We start from the raw sequence: 17516 nt of genomic DNA on the forward strand, positions 1-17516 counted from the left end.
CGATTGCACTTTTCGGTGCGGGATGGCATCCAATGAACCACATCCGTTAGTAATACGTAGTGTATGTTCGAGAAACGATTGCTGATTTCACAGTGGAACCCACGCGGGTTGACAAACACAGGAGGACTGAAACCATGATTGACTTTGAGCCAAAATACATCACTTTCGACTGCTGGGGCACGCTGACGAACTTTCGCATCAGCGAAATGACTCGCGAGGCGTACGGGGATCGGCTGCAGGGCGCCGAACTCGAGCGACTCGTCGACTTCTTTACCGCTTACCGTCGCGACGAAGCGCTCGGCGCCTGGAGGCCGTTCCGCGAGGTGCTGATCAACGCCGCGCGCCGCGCGTGCAAGCGCATGAATGTTGAGTTTAGCGAAGCGGACGCGGAGAAGTTCTACCTCGCCGAGCCGACTTGGGGGCCGCACCCGGACGTGCCAGAAGGCCTTTCTCGGCTCGCGAAAAAGTACAGGCTCGTTATTCTTTCGAACGCGCCGGACGAGCACATCCAGAGCAATGTCGACAAGCTGGGCGCCCCGTTCCATCGTGTGTTCACCGCGGAGCAGGCCCAAGCGTACAAGCCACGCATGCAGGCCTTTGAGTATATGTTCGATCAGCTGAACTGCAACCCTGAGGATGTGCTGCACGTTTCGTCGAGCATGCGCTATGACCTGATGACGGCGCACGACATGGGCATCAAGCACAAGGCGTTCGTCAATCGGGGCCACGAGCCGGGCACGCCGTACTACGAATACTACGAAGTCAAGACCATCGGTGAAGTCGCCACGCTGCTCGGCCTGTGATCCGGTGCCCTCGGTTACGCGAGGGCACGGCTGAAACTCGCTAAGGCGCGCGTCGGCACGAATGGCTTCTACTGAGAAACAACTCCCGTGTGGAGGAGACAAATGAACAAGATAAATATGCGCGCCGCTGCTGGCAGCGCCCAGGAGCAATTCCAACAGCTTACGGCCAAGGGCTTGTCGCGGCGCAATCTGCTTCGCGCGATGGCAGCCGGCGGAATGCTGTCGATGACCGGTGCGGGACTGCTGGCCGCGAGTGGGTCAGCTTTCGCCCAGGAGACGCCAAAAAAAGGCGGCAAGATTCGCGTCGCGACGGCAGCGTCGTCCACGGCCGATACGCTCGATCCCGCAAAGGGCGCGCTCGGCACGGACTATGCCCGTGCGTTTATGCTTTACAACGGCCTGACCGAGTTGGATTCGCATCTCGGCGCAAGAATGGCCCTGGCAGAATCGATTGAAACGAAGGACGCGACTGTCTGGGTCGTGAAACTGCGCAAGGGCGTGCAGTTTCACGACGGCAAGGCGCTTGTACCCGCCGACGTTGTCTATTCGATCATGCGCCACAAGGACCCGGCGACCGCCTCGAAAGCGAAGACGCTCGCGGACCAGATCAAGGACGTGAAGGCGACCGGTGCAGACGAGGTGACGATCACCCTGGAAAGGGCAAACGCGGACTTGCCGGTGATTCTCGCGACGTCGCATTTCACGATCATCAAGGATGGCACGCGGGATTTCAACACGGCTGTAGGCACCGGTCCGTTCAGGCTCAAGGAATTTTCGCCGGGCGTGCGTACCGTCGGCGTGCGCAACGAGACCTACTGGAAGACCGGACTGCCGCACCTCGATGAGATCGAACTCGTCGGAATTGCCGATGAAGCGGCGCGGGTCAATGCGTTGCTTTCCGGTGACGTGCACCTGATCAACGCAGTGACGCATACCTCTGCGTCGCGGATCAAGGGGACGCCCGGTTTTTCGGTACTCGAGACGAAGACAGGCCAGTACACGGACCTGATCATGAGGGACGAAGGCGGCGTCACGGGCAACGATGATTTCCGCCGCGGCATGATGTATCTGTTAGATCGCGAACAGATGCTTCATGCGGCTTTTGGCGGGTACGCGGTGATTGGTAACGACCAGCCCATCAGTCCGACGAACAAGTACTACTTTGCGGGCCTGCCGCAACGGAGCTTCGATCCGGACAAGGCCAAGTTTCACTTCCAGAAGGCAAAGCTCAGCGGCACTCCGTTGCAGGTGTATGCGTCGCCGGCCGCAAAAGGATCCGTGGAAATCGCGATGCTTCTTCAGGCTGCAGCGCCGCGCGCCGGGCTCAATCTCCAGGTGAGCCGTATGCCCGCAGACGGCTACTGGTCCAATCATTGGATGAAGCATCCGCTCAGCTTTGGCAACGTCGACGCGCGGCCAAGCGCCGATGTGGTCTTTACGCAGTTCTTCAAATCCGATGCGCCATGGAACGAAGCGAACTGGAAGAACCCGAAGTTCGACCAGTTGCTCATCGCCGCTCGCGGCGAGCCGGACGATGCCAAGCGCAAAAAGATCTATGGCGACATGCAGGTGCTCGTGCACGAATCCGGTGGGATTGGCATTCCGCTGTTCCTGAGTTCACTCGATGGGCATACGACCAAACTCAAAGGTCTCGCCTCGATCCCGATCGCTGGCCTGATGGGATATATGTTTGCGGAACACGTCTGGCTTGAGTCCTGATAACGGCCGATTGCAGTTGCACGCCGCATCTACGCGGCGTGCCCTTTTCATTCAGGAGGCACTTATATGAAAGCCAACGCGCAACGGCTCATTGCCGCTCGCCTCGGTTTCGCGCTGCTCACGCTGTTTCTGGTGTCGGCCATCGTGTTCGCCATCACGGGCCTGCTGCCAGGCGACGCGGCGCAGCAGGCGCTCGGCCAGGCGGCCACGCCCGAACAGGTGGCCGCCTTGCGCCACCAGTTTGGCCTCGATCAGCCCGTGCTGCAGCGTTACTTCCAGTGGTTCGTGCATGCCGTGATCGGCAACTTCGGCACGTCGCTGTCGAACAACATGCCCGTGAGGGAACTGATCGCGACTCGCCTGCCGAATACGCTCACGCTCGCAGGGTTGACGGCCGCCGTCTCGGTTCCGGTCGCGCTGGCGATCGGCATTCTGTCGGCGATGTATCGCGGTTCGCTGCTCGACCGCGCCTTGAACGTGCTGACGTTGTCGACCGTCGCGGTGCCGGAGTTTCTGATTGCGACGATCGCCGTGCTGATCTTCGCTGTCAAGTTGCGCTGGTTGCCGGCACTGTCATACCTATCGGAGGTCACGTCGTTTAGCGCGCTGCTGCGGATCTATGCAATGCCTGTAATGACGCTGTGCTGTGTAATCGTAGCGCAGATGGCGCGTATGACGCGCGCGGCGGTGTTAGATCAGCTGGACGCATCATATGTCGAAATGGCCGTACTCAAGGGCGCGTCGTCCGCGCGCATCGTGTTGCGCCATGTGCTGCCCAACACGATTGGCCCGATCGCGAATGCGGTTGCCCTGAGTCTGTCGTATCTGTTCGGCGGCGTCGTGATCGTTGAGTCGATTTTCAACTATCCCGGACTCGCGAGTCTGATGGTCGATGCTGTCACGAACCGCGACATGCCGCTAGTGCAGGGCTGCGTGATGGTATTTTGCGCAGCGTATCTCGCACTTGTGCTCATTGCCGACCTATGTCAGATCATCTCCAACCCGAGGCTGCGTCAACGATGAACCGACCTAACACATCCCGTGCGGGTACCGTTCGGTACGCGGTACCCGGTGAAGAAGCCCGGCCTTGCGCGGATGCGTTCCAGGACGCCCCCGCCGCAGAGCCAGTCCGGAAACGCGGTGCGCTGCGCCGGCTCGTGAACCGCCTCTCGCTGCTGGGCCTGGTCGGCCTCGTGCTTGTCGTATTCTGGCTCGGCGTTGCATTCATCGGGCCGTTGGTAGCGCCGTACAAAGGGGGCACGGTGACGTCGACTGAAATGTTCGCATCGTACAGCGCGGCACATCTGTTCGGCACCGATTATCTGGGACGCGACATGCTGAGCCGTGTGTTGTACGGCACCCGATACACGGTCGGACTGGCGCTCGCGTCGGCGGTTCTCGCCAGTTGCATTGGCACATTCTTCGGGTTGATCGCAGCCGTATCCGGTCGTCGGGTCGATGAAGCCATGAGCCGACTGTTTGATGCGCTGATCTCGATTCCCAGCAAGATTCTCGCACTCGTCATGATCGCCGCATTCGGCTCGTCGGTTCCCATGCTGATCATGGTCGCCGCGCTCGCGTACATTCCCGGCGCCTTCCGCATCTCGCGCTCGCTGGCGGTCAATCTGATGACGCTCGAATACGTGCAAGTTGCCAAAGCCCGGGGTGAAGGGCTGCTCTATATTGCACGCAGCGAGGTGCTGCCGAACATGATTCATCCGATGCTCGCGGACTTCGGACTGCGCTTTGTGTTCATCGTGCTGTTGCTCAGCGGGCTCAGTTTCCTCGGCTTGGGCGTGCAACCGCCAAATGCCGACTGGGGGTCGCTCGTGCGCGAGAACATTGGCGCGCTGGCGGAAGGCGCGCCTGCCGTGCTAATGCCTGCCGTTGCAATCGCAACGCTCACGGTGGGTGTGAACCTGCTGATCGACAGTCTGCGGCGGCGTGGTGCGCCGGCGCATGGAGGTACCAAATGAACATGATCGAAGTCAAAGGGCTGCGCGTGGTCGCCGGTTCGGCACCCGACCCGGTCGTTGAGATAGTGAAGGGCGTGGATTTCACCGTGAAAAAAGGTGAAGTGCTGGCGCTGATTGGCGAGTCTGGCTCGGGAAAGACGACGATCGCACTATCGCTGCTGGGGCACGCACGCGGCGGCTGTTCCATTGCCGGCGGCTCGGTGAGAGTCGGCGGCGTCGAGGTGCTGTCCCTCGATTCAGCCGGACGGCGCGCGTTGCGCGCGCGTACTGTCGCTTACGTCGCGCAGAGCGCGGCGGCGGGTTTCAACCCAGCTCGCACGATCATGGATCAGGTGACAGAACCCGCACTGCTGCACAGGCTGATGACGCCTGTTGCAGCGCGCGAGAAGGCCGTGGGACTTTTCCGCTCGCTGGCGTTGCCGTCACCTGAGACGATTGGCGCGCGCTATCCGCATCAGGTTTCAGGCGGCCAGCTACAACGGCTGATGGCTGCGATGGCCCTGATCACCGATCCCGCCGTCGTCGTTTTTGACGAGCCGACTACGGCGCTGGACGTTACTACGCAGATCGAAGTGCTCGCCGCATTCAAAAAGGTGATCCGCGAACTGGGCACGACTGCTGTCTACGTATCGCATGACCTCGCGGTCGTCGCGCAGATGGCGGACCGCATTGTGGTCCTCAACGGGGGCGCGGTGCGTGAAAACGGCACTACGGCGCAGGTGCTTGACATGCCGGCGGACGACTATACACGGCAACTGCTAGCTGCGACGCGCCGTCCGGAGCCGGAACTCGCGATCGCGACCGCGGATTCGCTGCCACCGCTGCTCGAAATCCGCAATCTGAACGCTGGGTATGGACGGCTCGACGCGAACGGTGTACCTGCCGTTTGCGTACTCGACAATGTGAACCTGAAGATTGGCCGCGGCAGCGCGCTTGGCGTAATCGGTGAGTCAGGTTCGGGCAAGACGACGCTCGCGCGCGTGGTGGCGGGACTTGTGGATCGTACTCGGGGCGATGTACTGCTCGATGGTAAGCCGCTCCCAGCGAAGCTTTCCGCGCGCACCCTCGATCAGTACCGGCGTGTGCAGATCGTGTTCCAGAACGCGGATACGGCGCTCAATCCAAGCCATTCGGTCGCCGACATCCTGGCACGACCGATGAACTTCTATCACGGCCTGCGCGGTGCAGCGGCACGTAAGCGGATGCTCGAACTGCTCGATCTGGTAAAGCTGCCGGCGGCGATTGCGAGGCGCCAGCCCGCTGGACTGTCGGGCGGCCAGAAACAGCGCGTGAACCTGGCCCGTGCGCTCGCGGCGAACCCCGCGCTGATTCTCTGCGACGAGGTGACGTCCGCGCTGGACACCGTGGTTGGCGCAGCGATTCTTGACCTGCTGGTGGAATTGCGGCGAGAACTGGGCGTGTCATACATGTTTATCAGCCACGATATTTCGACGGTGCGGGCGATTTGCGACGACGTCATGGTGCTGTACGCGGGTCAATGCGTCGAAGCCGGCCAGCGCGATGTTCTGGCGGCGCCACCACACCACCCGTACACGGGACTACTGATCGATTCGGTACCGGCACTGCGCCCGGGCTGGCTCGACTCACGGCGTGCGCTCACGGGCGCCGTGCTGCCGTCGATGGGGGCGGGCAGCAATTCGGCCGAACTGTGCAGTTTTCGGGCGCGGTGCCCGGTCCGCATGGACGGCAAGTGCAACGTCACGGCCCCCCCTGCCAGAAAGCTACCCTCGGGAACCGTGATCCTGTGCCATCGCTCTGCTGCCGAACTCGATGCCGTGCAGAGAGCCGATGCGATGACGGCATGACGACACGATTCGTGCAGGTGGTATGAGTTGCCGGCTTGTACTACGCATTTCGCATCCCACGGGGCAGCTTTCCGGCTTCGAAACAGAGCATGTGGCGAAGGTATTCCGTCCCACCTGACTCCGATTTTGGTTTTTCGACCGATCCTGCAACAACTTGATGCGCAAACGGTCATGGCTTCCGCTCCCTTTGGCCACTGCTGAAGCATTGACGACATATCTAGGAGGGCGCATGTCCTTTGTTTATAAAGCCGATCCCGTCCGCGGTGCCGAATGGGCGGAGTTCTTTGCTCGCAAAATGCCGGATATGCCGTTCCATATCTGGCCCGACGTGGGGGATGCGCGCGACGTGCGTTACCTTGCCGCGTGGCAGCCCCCGGCAAACCTTATGACTGACTTTCCAAATCTAGAAGTTCTATTCTGTACCGGCGCAGGCATCGATCACCTCGATCTGTCGGTCGTGCCCGACGCGATACCAATCGTCCGCATGGTCGAGACCGGGATCGTGAGCGGAATGGTGGAATACGTGACGCTGGCCGTGCTTTCTATTCATCGCGACTGGAAAACCTACCTTGAACAGCAGCGCGAACGCGATTGGACAGCACATCGCGTGCGCCCTGCATCGTCGCGCAGGGTCGGCGTGCTGGGACTAGGTTCGCTGGGAAGAGCTGTGTTGCCTCGCTTGCAAAGTTTTGGCTTCTCGTGCGCTGGTTGGAGCAGATTTCCACAGCAAATGGACGGCGTTGATTGCTATGCCGGCGCAGACGAAATGGGTGCGTTTCTCAAACGCACCGACATTTTGATCTGTCTGGTCCCATTGACCGACAGTACGCGTGGCATCCTTGATAAACGGCTTTTTGACGCGTTGCCGCGCGGCGCGGCCGTGATAAACGTTGGCCGCGGCGGACACCTGGTGCAGGACGATTTGTTGCAAGCACTCAACGACGGAACGCTTTCCTATGCAGTGGTGGACGTCTGCGAACCCGAGCCTCTGCCACGCCACCATCCTTTCTGGACGCATCCGAAAGTAACACTGACCCCACACATCGCCAGCATGACACAGCCAGAAACCGCGGTCGAAGCAGTTGTGGCGAACATTCGTCGACTTAAGGAAGGGTCGCCGATGATTGGCCTTGTGGACAGTGCGCGCGGCTACTAGCGAACGGGATGTTTTCCGTAGCACCGTCAGTGCGCACGCAGGGTACACCGCCGGCAACGCTGCCTCGATGCGGTCGATCGTCTCATCTTGAAGCTTGTATGCGTTCGCGATGAAGATAACGATCGACGAATTCTTGGAAGTACGAGGGAAGTAAGGCCCAAAGATGTTGGAAAATCTAGCTACAAACGACATTGCACGAGCGCGAAGGCATGAAACGACGCGTTGCGTTGAGCGCGCTCCCGCTAGACGAGCGCCCTTGGCAAATCCTCACGCGTCGTACCTCCTCTCGTGTCCTTCAAATAGCGGTTTTGGCGGCAGCGACAGCTCGACCAAACATATCGAGCGCGTCAGAAACGTCCTGGTCCGTGACCGTAAGTGGCGACAGAAAACGGACAACATTTCGCTCGACACCGCACTTGATTATCAGCAGCCCTTCTTCGCGAGCCGCATCGAGAATGCGCTGAACGAGGGCGCCGTCCGGTGTTTTCGATTGTGCGTCGGTCACGAACTCTACTGCGACCATAGCACCCGTTTTGCGGATCTCGCCCATCTCGGGATGCTTTGCCTGCAGCTCTTGCAGACCTGCACGCAGTTGAGCACCAATTATTTGGCTGCGCTCAAGCAGATTCTCTTGCTCAAAGATATCGAGCACCGCATTCGCCGCGGCGCAGGCGAGAGGGTTACCGCCGTATGTGCCGCCCAGTCCACCCGCTGGCGGTGCATCTACGATTTCGGGCCGGCCGACGACACCCGAGATAGGCAACCCCCCGGCGAGGCTCTTCGCTACCGTCACCAAGTCAGGCTCGATTCCCGAGTGCTGGAAGCCGAACATCTTTCCAGTGCGGCCAAAGCCGGTCTGGATTTCGTCGCAGATCAGCACGATTCCGTGTTGTTTCGTCAGTGCACGCAATGCCTGCATGAACTCAGCTGGCGCAGCGAGAAATCCGCCATCGCCTTGAACAGGTTCGAGAATGATCGCAGCGACGCGGTCGGGCTGAATCTGTGTCTTGAACACAGTGTTGAGCGCATCCAGCGCATCGTCCGAGCTGATGCCGTGGTAGGCGTTCGGAAACGGCGTGTGATAGACGTCCGGAGCGAACGGGCCGAAGTTCTGCTTGTAGGGGGCGCTCATCCCCGTGAGCGACATGCCGAGGAGCGTGCGACCATGAAAGCCTCCCCGGAACGCAATCACCCCTGGCCGGTCCGTGTAGCCGCGCGCGATCTTGATGGCGTTCTCGACGGCCTCTGCACCCGTTGTCAGAAACACCGACTTGTAGCCTTGACCCGGCGCGACCAGTTCAGAAAGGCGCGCAGCCAGCTTGACGTACGGTTCGTAGGACACTACCTGAAAGCATACATGGGAGTACGCCTCAAGCTGCTTTTGCACGGCAGTCACCACGGCAGGATGATTGTGTCCGACGTTCAGGACGCCGATGCCGCCAACGAAATCGAGATACTTGCGCCCCGTTTCGTCCCACAGGTACGCGCCCGCCGCGCGGGTCGCGATGATCGGATGTGCGGTCGCCACGCCGCGTGCCACGAACGCGCCACGCATGGCCGCAATGCGCTGATGGTCACCGGGATTTTGGTTCATAAATGTTCTCCGAAAGAGTGTGGACACATGCTAGGCGCCGATCCCCCCCGAGGATACCTACGAGAAGTAGGAAATTCGTCTACGCGGTTCGTTCCTTTTTGACGATTCTGCAAGTTTCTGAATAGATGTCCCACTGACGCATCGCGTCGGCCGTGACGTCCGGAGTCTGCTCACTTCCACCCTTGTCCGAAACCGACGCGCGAACCGCCAAGCCATGAAGCTCGACACCGCAATCCGTGAAACTGTTTTGAGCCAAGCAAAGATTGTTGCTGGCGGGCAAAACCTCGACCGAGTCATCGCATGGGTGCACATGGTCGACCATCCGGATATCGCCCAATGGGTCAAGCCCGGAGAGCTCCTCCTCACCACGGGCTATAACTGGCCGGCTGATAACGCTGCATCGCGGAATCTGGTTCGACAATTGGCTAGTGCCGGTCTGTCCGGAGTCGTTATGGCGGTTCCGCAGTTCCGGGATCATTTTCCCCCGGAAGCAGTCGAAGAAGCACAACACGTTGGCCTACCGATGCTGGAGCTACCGTGGGATGTGCCTTTCAGCCAGGTTACTCACCAGATTCTCGCAAAGATCATCAATTTCCAGGCGTGTGTCATCGAGCGTTCGGAGCAGTTGCACCGGGCGCTCACGAACGCTGCCGTTTCGGCGGACAGTCTGTCCGACATTGCCAGTACGTTGGACGCGCTCCTCGGGAGCGCAGTGAGGTTCACGGATACTTCGGGACGTCTGCTAGGAAGTTCCCGCCATGAGCATGAAACACCGGGGCTTGAACGACAGTTCATTCAGACCCTCGCGGCGGCAGCGATAGACATTGAAGCCCTTCGTCGGCCCACGCTTGTGCCGTTCCAACTGCCCGACGGCAAGTTCTATCGGCTGAGCGTGGCTGTCCAGTTGCAAGACACAGTAGTCGCAATTCTGTGGCTCGATCTCGAAGGGCGTGAGGCCGATGAATTGGACCTGCGGGCGCTTGAACACGCAAGCATCGTGGCCGCACTGCATCTCATGCACCAAAGGCAACTTACCCAGCAGGAAGACCGTTTGGGCCATGCACTTGTGGCTGGACTGCTGGACGGAGAATTTTCGCCGAGCGCGAGCGCGCTCGAACGAGCCAGGGTGCGCGGTTGGAGTGAGACGAGCCGGTACAGAGTGTGCCTCGTTCTGCTGGATGAACCAATACCGCTGACCACGCATGGATTGGAGCTTCGAGAACGCTGGGTCGAGAAGTTGAAGCGTCATCTCCGCCTTACTGGGAACCCGGAGCTCATCGCGATCTGGTTGAATCAGATCAAATTCATCCTGTCGGCTGAATTTTCGGCAGAAACACTATGGCGCGCCATCGGCGACAAAAGATGCGCCATGGCGGCGAGCCGCATTCACTCTGGCATTGAGGGCATGACCCAAGGATCCAAAGATGTCGATGCTCTTCTATCGTCGCTGAAACCGGGACGCTTGCATGGCTTCGATGAGATCCTTTTTCCGAGGGCGCTTCTTGGCGACGCGGACGCACGCCAGATGCTTATTGACCGGCTGATCAGGCCGCTTGCGTGTCGTCCTCGAGGCGAATCGTTGCTGGAAACGGTCGGGGTCCTTGCTGACGAAGGTTTCCAGCTGGCCCACGCGGCTCGTGCGCTCGGCATTCACATCAGCACCATGCGTTATCGACTCGAACAAATCGAGAGAATCCTTGGCTTTTCGTTCGAAGACCCGAGAATGAGGTTCGAGGTTCAGGTTGCCATCTCCCTGTATAGATTGCAGCAAGACTGAACTGGGATTTCCTACAGGACGTAGGAAGACTTCGATTTGTCATCGCGCTCTAATGCGGAGAGTCACAAGGTACATTCACACAAGGAGGACGTGTTGACCGGATATTTCCGGCTCGACATTAGACAATGATGAACAAAGCTGCCGCCCGTCCCCCTGTTGAACTGAACCGACTCCTGCATTTGCAGCGGCAAATCGCCGACACGTCTACAGCAGAAATAAGGTTCGATGCGGGGTCGCGGGCGGCTTATGCATCCGAGGCGTCGAATTATCGGCAGGTACCGATAGGCGTTGTGCTGCCACGGACGGCGGATGACGTCGTCGCGGTCATGCGCGCGTGCCGCGAAGCCGATGTCCCAGTACTCACCCGAGGCGCTGGAACGTCGATGTGCGGCCAATCCGTGAACGTCGCGGTCATCATCGACACCTCTCGTTACCTCACCAAAATCGAACGGCTTGATATCGAGAGTCAAACCGCGCTGGTCCAGCCTGGCGTCATCTGCGACCAGCTGAAAAGCGCCGCTGCTCTCGAGGGGCTGACGTTCGGCCCGGACCCGGCGACGCATAGCCGCTGTACCATCGGCGGCATGATCGGCAATAATTCCTGCGGCGCCCATTCGGTGATGGCGGGCAAAACGGCCGAGAACATCGAGTCGATGGAGGTGCTGACCTATGACGGAGAAAGATTCTGGGTCGGTCCGACGGACGATGCGGAATTTCGGGCACATCTGGCCGCCGGCGGACGACGCGCAGAGATCGTTCAGGCTCTACGCGACCTGGTGGACCGCCATGCCGGCGAGATTCGTGCCGGGTTCCCGAAGCTCAAGCGGCGGGTGTCCGGCTACAGCCTCGATCAACTCTTGCCGGAGAACGGTTTTAACATCGCTCGCGCACTGGTGGGCTCTGAAGGAACGTGCGTCTCAGTCTTACGAGCGACCACGACTTTAGTCCGCAACCCGGAGGCTCGCGTGCTCACCGTCTTCGGATTTCCGAGCATATTCGACGCTGCGGACTGCGTCCCTCAGTTGCTGCCTCTCGAACCCATTGCGATGGAAGGGCTCGATACCGGCATCGTGGGAGGATTGCGTGAGCGCGGACTTGCGCTTGCCGACATCGCAGAGTTACCGGACGGCAATGCGTGGCTGATGGTCGAGTTCGGCGCCGACAACGTCGAATCGGCGATGCAGCGCGCGCAGGCAGCCGCGGATCTATCACCGTCACTGCCGGGTCGTCCAAACGCGCGAATGGTCTCCGATGCGGCACTCATGAAGCGGCTGTGGTCTGTCCGTGAGACCGGTGCGTCCGCTACGTCTATCGGCGACGATCCTTCTATGGCGGAACCGGTGGTCGGCTGGGAAGATGCCGCAGTGGAGCCCCGGTTGCTTGGGGCTTATCTGCGAGAGTTTGCCGACCTAGTCGCGCGATATGGTTACACGACAAACATGTACGGCCATTTTGGCGATGGATGCATTCACTCGCGCATCAACTTCGATCTGCGCAACGATCGGGGCGTCCAGAGATGGCGGCAATTTTTAGGGGAAGCAGCGAGACTCGTCGTCAAATATGAGGGCTCACTGTCCGGCGAACACGGAGACGGACAGGCTAAAGGCGAATTGCTCTCATTGATGTACTCGCCAGAGCTCATGAATGCGTTCCACGAGTTTAAGGCCATCTGGGATCCACGGAACAAGATGAATCCTGGCAAGCTCATCGCTGCGATGGCGGTCGATGAGAACTTGCGATTGGGACCAGGTTATCGGCGCGTCGATGTTTCTAGCCATTTCTCTTTCGGCAATCTTCAAAAGCCTGACACGTTCGCACGCGCTACCGAGAGATGTATCGGCATGGGAAAATGTCGTTCACTGGACGGCGGGACAATGTGCCCCAGCTATCGGGCAACGCGTGAAGAGAAGTATTCGACGCGTGGACGCAGCCGCTTGCTGTTCGAGCTGTTGAAGGGCGAAGTCATCACCGACGGATGGAACGACAGTGATGTGAAGGAGTCGCTGGAGAACTGTCTTGCGTGCAAGGGATGTCGCAGCGATTGCCCGACGCATGTGGACATGGCCAAGTACAAGAGTCACTTCCTGTACCAGCACTATCAGAATGTCAGGCGTCCGCTGATCGACGTGCTGGTCGGACACATCGGCACCTGGCTCCCGGTCGCAACCCGCTTTGGCGGCATGGTCAACTCTGCAATGAGGATGCGAGCGTTTCGAGCGATTGCTAAGAAATTCGGACTAGCGTCGCACGTCAAGTTTCCTGCAGTTGCAACCCAGTCGTTTCGCAACAGCGAAGCGTGCCGGCAACTGCTCGGTCGAGCCGATGAAGAGGATGCTGGGGCTTCGAAAACCGTTCTTCTGTGGACCGACACGTTCAACAATGGCTTTTCGCCCCAGGTACTCGAAGCGTCGGTCCGTGTCTTGCGGTCTTACGGAATCAAAGTCCGGCTTTTGAGTAAGCAGATCTGCTGCGGCCGGCCGTACTATGACGCCGGCATGCTGGATCACGCAAAGAGGAATCTGACCGTGATCATGGCTGAACTGAAGGACGTCGTTTCGAGTAAGTTGCCCGTCATCGTGTTGGAGCCGAGCTGTCTTTCCGTCTTCCGCGACGAACTTCTCTCGCTTTTCCCCGCGGATGAGTATGCTTGCGCGTTGGCGAGTTCCGTCAAAACGCTGGCCGAATTCCTTGAGACGGCAGGCTTGGACATCCCGCAGATTGACGACGGCGTCTACGTGCATGGGCACTGCCACCAAAAAGCTTGCGGCGGAATGGGAGCAGAGTCTCGCCTCATCGGCAAAGCAGCTCAATCGGGAGCAGTGCTCCAGACGGGATGTTGCGGGATGGCCGGCGCATTCGGATACCAAACCAGGACAGCTCATGTCGCTGCTGCGGTTGCCGAATCAGAACTCGTTCCTGCAATTAAAGGCATCAATAGCGGCGCTGTGCTTATCAGCGATGGTTTCAGCTGCCGCTCACAGATCCGCAACACAACGGGGCGAGAGGCAATTCACCTGGCGCAGTGGCTCGACCAGCGGACCCGCCGCGACCCGCGTTCGATCGTCGACTCCACGGCGTTCTAAAAAGAGACGACTTAGCCACACGTCCCAGGAATAAGCCTGGAAGCTGCCCCAATTTCTACAAGAGATATGCCATGGAACTCAGACTGAAACGTGAAGAATTGCTCCGGCGACAAAACCTCATCGGGGGCGAGTGGATCGACGCCGTTACTGGGTCACGGTATGCCGTGACGAATCCCGCGACCGGGAGCGTTCTCGCAGACGTTGCTAATAGTGGACAGGCGGACGCCCGTGCCGCGACAGATGCGGCAAATTACGCTGCGAAGGAATGGAAAGAGCGTCTGCCTCGCGAGCGAGCGGGAATCCTTCGGCGATGGCACACATTGATTCTCGAGAATGCAGAGGACCTTGCCACGCTGATATCGCTGGAGCAAGGCAAGCCAATGTCTGAGAGCCGTGGCGAAGTAGCGTATGGTGCGTCTTACGTGGCCTGGTTTGCCGATGAAGCGACTCGCATATATGGGGACATCATCCCGCAAGGTCAGCGCGGCAAGCAAATGCGAGCAATCAAAGAACCCATTGGAATCGTCGCAGCAATCACGCCGTGGAATTTTCCCCTTGCGATGATCGCCCGAAAGATTGCTCCGGCGCTCGCCGCAGGTTGCACGGTCGTCAGCAAGCCGGCGGAGGATACCCCCCTGACTGCGCTTGCTCTCGCGATGCTCGCAAACGATGCCGGCGTCCCGCCCGGCGTTCTCAATATGCTGAGCGCATCTCGTGACCAGGGCATCGAAGCCGTGGGTGACTGGCTGGGCGACGCACGCGTGCAGAAGGTTACCTTCACAGGGTCGACCGCAGTCGGAAAGTATTTGGCCCGAGAGTCGGCCGGCACTTTGAAGAAGCTGTCGCTGGAGCTGGGCGGGAACGCCCCGTTCATCGTTTTCGAAGATGCTGATCTCGAAGCTGCCGTTGCTGGTTTAATGGCTGCGAAATTTCGTAACGGCGGGCAGACTTGTGTTTGCCCGAACCGAATTTACGTGCAGGCATCCGTTTATCAGAAGTTTGCCGAGCTTCTAGCAGCGCGCGTGAGCGCTCTCAAGGTGGCGCCGGCCTCTGATCCTCTATCGCAGATAGGGCCGTTGATTAATGCCAAAGCGATGGAAAAAGTAGCTCGGCATGTTGACGACGCCAGGCGCAAAGGTGCCTCAACTCTTGTCGGCGGCATGCACTTGGTCGATCTGGGAGCGAACTACTACGCACCGACAGTTTTAACGGATGTGACAAACGACATGCTCGTCACCTGCGAGGAAACCTTTGGCCCCGTCGCACCCCTCTACCGCTTCGAAACGGAGGAAGAGGTCATTGCGCTTGCAAACGATACGCCGTTTGGCCTCGCTGCCTACTTTTATACCCAGGACATGCGGCGCGCAGATCGGGTGTCGCGTCGACTTGAAGCTGGGGTAGTGGGATTGAACGAAGGCGCCGTTGCAAGCGAAGCGGCTCCGTTTGGTGGAATCAAGGAATCCGGTTACGGACGAGAGGGATCGAAGTACGGTCTCGACGACTATCTAACGATCAAGTATATCTGCCAGGGTAGCCTCGATTAAACCGGCCCATTCATATTCGTGGCGCGCACAGCGCGAACGCCAAAGGTCCCAATTCCAACGGAGGTTCGAGTTCAATGTTAAATGGGGATCCAATGTCCGCAGACAACGGTTTCGCTTTTGACATCCTTCGGCAAGGCTCGAGCGATGCCATCAACGTTCCCATCAACCGACTGATAGTTGCAGGCTGGACCGGGCGTGATCAGAGGGCTGTGCGCCGCCACATTCTTGAACTCGATGAACGTGGCGTGCCTGGTCCCGAAACAATTCCGATATTTTGGCGCGTTCCGGCATCCCGGCTGACTCGTGCCGACGAAATCGACGGTCTGGGCACAGCAAACTCCGGCGCGGTAGCGTTCGTGCTGTTTCAGCATGAGGGCGAACTGTATGTCTCAGTCGGTTCGGATCACACCGGGAGCGACGTCGTGGCTCGCGAGGCAACCGTGAGTAAGCAGATGTGCGATAAGCCTGTCGCAATGGAAGCGTGGCCATTCAGTGAAGTCGCGTCTCACTGGGATCACATATTTTTGCGTGCATGGATCGTTGAAGACGGCGAGCGAACGTTATATCAGGACGGTCAGGTTTCGGCACTGCTCGACCCTGCGGTATTGCTCGACGCTTTGACTGAATGCGAACAAGGATTCGGGGACGGTACGCTGATATACAGCGGTACCTTCGATCTTATCGGCGAAAGGTGCTTGGCACCGCGTCTGGAAGTCGAGATGTATGACCCCGTTCTTGAACGTTCGATCACTCACGGATACAACATCGTCCACGGCCACGCGGAGGCCAGGCGGTGAAACTCGACTGTATAGATGCCGCAACATCTGCGATCGTCACATGAGTCGACTTAGAAATCTCGCAGTGACTGTCCATCGCAACGTTATTGTCGCGCCGTGCTGTCCGCATGCCGATCAAAGGGCTGACGCATTCATTCCCAGACACGCGGCCAAAAACGGGTACCCCCAACGCCCGATTCGCGTGCGTCTCAAGAACAGCATTTTATGCTGCTCAGGTGGCGATAAACAGTTACAGAAGTCGACGCGTAGCGACTACGATCTGGCGGCTGAACGCACAGCGTGCGCCAATCCGCCACAGCAAGTCCAGGTGCGGCCCAACACAACATGCATCTGGTGAATTTAAACTGAACGAGTGGAATACAATATGTCCAAATCGCAGCAGGCCGTAGCGGAGCATCGCAGCTCCAAATCGTTTGTCGACCTACGAAAGTTCGCCTCAGATAAGAGTGCGGGAATTCCTTCGACCGGTTCGGCAATCGAGAACCGCTATTTATCCAGTCGCCGACTTCTAGATTGGCAGCCCGGCCCGGTGAGCGCGGGCGTGATAGCGCTCGACGCTGGCTGCGGTGTGGTGCCGCCCCAGCCGGTAGATGAATTCATTATCGTTGCGGAAGGCGAGATCGCGTTGAGTCATGCAGAGCGGGAGTTCACGCTCGGGCCTGGCGACAGCGCCGTGCTCGTTAACGGCGTGGAGTTTTCCTGGTCGGCTCGAGGGCCCGTGTCGATCATCTTCATGCGTTACCACGGTAGCCAGTCCGCTGACGGGAAGATTGTCCCGATCCAGCATGCTCCTCAGTTGGAGCCGTCAGGCACACCTCCAGCAGAATTGCTACTCACGCCCGCCCCGGCCTGCCGCAACTTCACGGACTACCGGTCTGCAGATGGCGAATTTGTCTGCGGCACCTGGGATTCGACACCTTATCATCGCAGTGCAATGTTTTTTCGCCACTGCGAGTTGATGTATCTCCTGGAAGGCAGTGTCACATTCGTGGACGAGTCTGGTCGAGCAGGAACGTTCGAGCGCGGCGACATTTTTCTCATCGAGCAGGGCGCGCAGTGCAGTTGGAAAAGTCGCGAGCACGTCGCAAAGGTGTACGCCATTTATCGTCCAGCATAATGCCGCCAACCGGCCGCGAATCACGCCCCTGATGTGGCTTCGCCCGCAGACAGTCCCTGTAAGCGGGCTTTTTTTGACACGGCTGCCATGGATTAACTTACGCGGACGTGTCTCCAGTCATAAA

12 protein-coding genes are annotated in these 17516 nt (G+C 59.1%); 11 read left to right on the top strand and 1 reads right to left on the bottom strand.

From position 1 onward, the window contains the following. The first annotated feature begins 134 nt into the window (after window positions 1-134). The 6 genes from BLQ92_RS08615 (at window position 135) to BLQ92_RS08640 (ending at window position 7480) form a co-directional block, all read left to right on the top strand. Window positions 135-803 carry a haloacid dehalogenase type II gene (locus tag BLQ92_RS08615; protein WP_090683433.1) on the top strand — a complete coding sequence of 223 codons (669 nt, stop codon included), beginning with the start codon at window positions 135-137 and terminating at the stop codon, window positions 801-803. 102 nt (window positions 804-905) lie between these two features. Beyond that, complete coding sequence (locus tag BLQ92_RS08620; protein WP_090683435.1) at window positions 906-2522, top strand: ABC transporter substrate-binding protein; 1617 nt, start codon at window positions 906-908, stop codon at window positions 2520-2522. Window positions 2523-2588: 66 nt separating this feature from the next. Then, window positions 2589-3545 (top strand): ABC transporter permease, encoded by a 957-nt coding sequence (locus BLQ92_RS08625; protein WP_090683437.1) that lies wholly within the window; start codon window positions 2589-2591, stop codon window positions 3543-3545. Then, complete coding sequence (locus BLQ92_RS08630; protein ID WP_090683438.1) at window positions 3542-4498, top strand: ABC transporter permease; 957 nt, start codon at window positions 3542-3544, stop codon at window positions 4496-4498. Before BLQ92_RS08625 ends, BLQ92_RS08630 begins: the two co-directional genes overlap by 4 nt. Continuing rightward, window positions 4495-6324 (top strand): ABC transporter ATP-binding protein, encoded by a 1830-nt coding sequence (locus tag BLQ92_RS08635; RefSeq protein ID WP_090683440.1) that lies wholly within the window; start codon window positions 4495-4497, stop codon window positions 6322-6324. Before BLQ92_RS08630 ends, BLQ92_RS08635 begins: the two co-directional genes overlap by 4 nt. Before the next feature lie 229 nt (window positions 6325-6553). Next, window positions 6554-7480: a 2-hydroxyacid dehydrogenase gene (locus BLQ92_RS08640; protein WP_090683442.1), complete on the top strand. Its 927-nt coding sequence runs from the start codon at window positions 6554-6556 to the stop codon at window positions 7478-7480. Between the two features lie 295 nt (window positions 7481-7775). On the opposite strand, the gene gabT is transcribed toward BLQ92_RS08640, so the two are convergent. After that, complete coding sequence (gene gabT, locus BLQ92_RS08645) at window positions 7776-9074, bottom strand: 4-aminobutyrate--2-oxoglutarate transaminase (RefSeq protein ID WP_090683443.1); 1299 nt, start codon at window positions 9072-9074, stop codon at window positions 7776-7778. Between the two features lie 214 nt (window positions 9075-9288). On the opposite strand from gabT, the gene BLQ92_RS08650 reads away from it, so the two are divergent. The 5 genes from BLQ92_RS08650 (at window position 9289) to BLQ92_RS08670 (ending at window position 17392) form a co-directional block, all read left to right on the top strand. Continuing rightward, window positions 9289-10851 carry a PucR family transcriptional regulator gene (locus BLQ92_RS08650; RefSeq protein ID WP_090683445.1) on the top strand — a complete coding sequence of 521 codons (1563 nt, stop codon included), beginning with the start codon at window positions 9289-9291 and terminating at the stop codon, window positions 10849-10851. Between the two features lie 125 nt (window positions 10852-10976). Continuing rightward, window positions 10977-13934, top strand: coding sequence for an FAD-binding and (Fe-S)-binding domain-containing protein (locus BLQ92_RS08655; protein ID WP_342342394.1), 2958 nt, complete (start codon window positions 10977-10979; stop codon window positions 13932-13934). A gap of 71 nt (window positions 13935-14005) precedes the next feature. Next, window positions 14006-15478 carry an NAD-dependent succinate-semialdehyde dehydrogenase gene (locus BLQ92_RS08660; protein WP_090683446.1) on the top strand — a complete coding sequence of 491 codons (1473 nt, stop codon included), beginning with the start codon at window positions 14006-14008 and terminating at the stop codon, window positions 15476-15478. Between the two features lie 92 nt (window positions 15479-15570). Then, window positions 15571-16275, top strand: a complete 705-nt coding sequence (locus BLQ92_RS08665; RefSeq protein ID WP_090683448.1) for a DUF2848 family protein — start codon at window positions 15571-15573, stop codon at window positions 16273-16275. A gap of 364 nt (window positions 16276-16639) precedes the next feature. After that, window positions 16640-17392: a cupin domain-containing protein gene (locus BLQ92_RS08670; RefSeq protein WP_090683449.1), complete on the top strand. Its 753-nt coding sequence runs from the start codon at window positions 16640-16642 to the stop codon at window positions 17390-17392. Window positions 17393-17516: the final 124 nt, after the last annotated feature.

The sequence above is a fragment of the Paraburkholderia phenazinium genome (genome assembly GCF_900100735.1).
GTDB classification, from domain to species: domain Bacteria; phylum Pseudomonadota; class Gammaproteobacteria; order Burkholderiales; family Burkholderiaceae; genus Paraburkholderia; species Paraburkholderia phenazinia.

Excerpts from the sequence above, each read along its gene's own strand:
- BLQ92_RS08615 (WP_090683433.1), top strand. The coding sequence starts at position 135 with ATGATTGACTTTGAGCCAAAATACATCACTTTCGACTGCTGGGGCACG.
- BLQ92_RS08620 (WP_090683435.1), top strand. The coding sequence starts at position 906 with ATGAACAAGATAAATATGCGCGCCGCTGCTGGCAGCGCCCAGGAGCAA.
- BLQ92_RS08625 (WP_090683437.1), top strand. The coding sequence starts at position 2,589 with ATGAAAGCCAACGCGCAACGGCTCATTGCCGCTCGCCTCGGTTTCGCG.
- BLQ92_RS08630 (WP_090683438.1), top strand. The coding sequence starts at position 3,542 with ATGAACCGACCTAACACATCCCGTGCGGGTACCGTTCGGTACGCGGTA.
- BLQ92_RS08635 (WP_090683440.1), top strand. The coding sequence starts at position 4,495 with ATGAACATGATCGAAGTCAAAGGGCTGCGCGTGGTCGCCGGTTCGGCA.
- BLQ92_RS08640 (WP_090683442.1), top strand. The coding sequence starts at position 6,554 with ATGTCCTTTGTTTATAAAGCCGATCCCGTCCGCGGTGCCGAATGGGCG.
- gabT (WP_090683443.1), bottom strand. The coding sequence starts at position 9,074 with ATGAACCAAAATCCCGGTGACCATCAGCGCATTGCGGCCATGCGTGGC.
- BLQ92_RS08650 (WP_090683445.1), top strand. The coding sequence starts at position 9,289 with ATGAAGCTCGACACCGCAATCCGTGAAACTGTTTTGAGCCAAGCAAAG.
- BLQ92_RS08655 (WP_342342394.1), top strand. The coding sequence starts at position 10,977 with ATGATGAACAAAGCTGCCGCCCGTCCCCCTGTTGAACTGAACCGACTC.
- BLQ92_RS08660 (WP_090683446.1), top strand. The coding sequence starts at position 14,006 with ATGGAACTCAGACTGAAACGTGAAGAATTGCTCCGGCGACAAAACCTC.
- BLQ92_RS08665 (WP_090683448.1), top strand. The coding sequence starts at position 15,571 with ATGTCCGCAGACAACGGTTTCGCTTTTGACATCCTTCGGCAAGGCTCG.
- BLQ92_RS08670 (WP_090683449.1), top strand. The coding sequence starts at position 16,640 with ATGTCCAAATCGCAGCAGGCCGTAGCGGAGCATCGCAGCTCCAAATCG.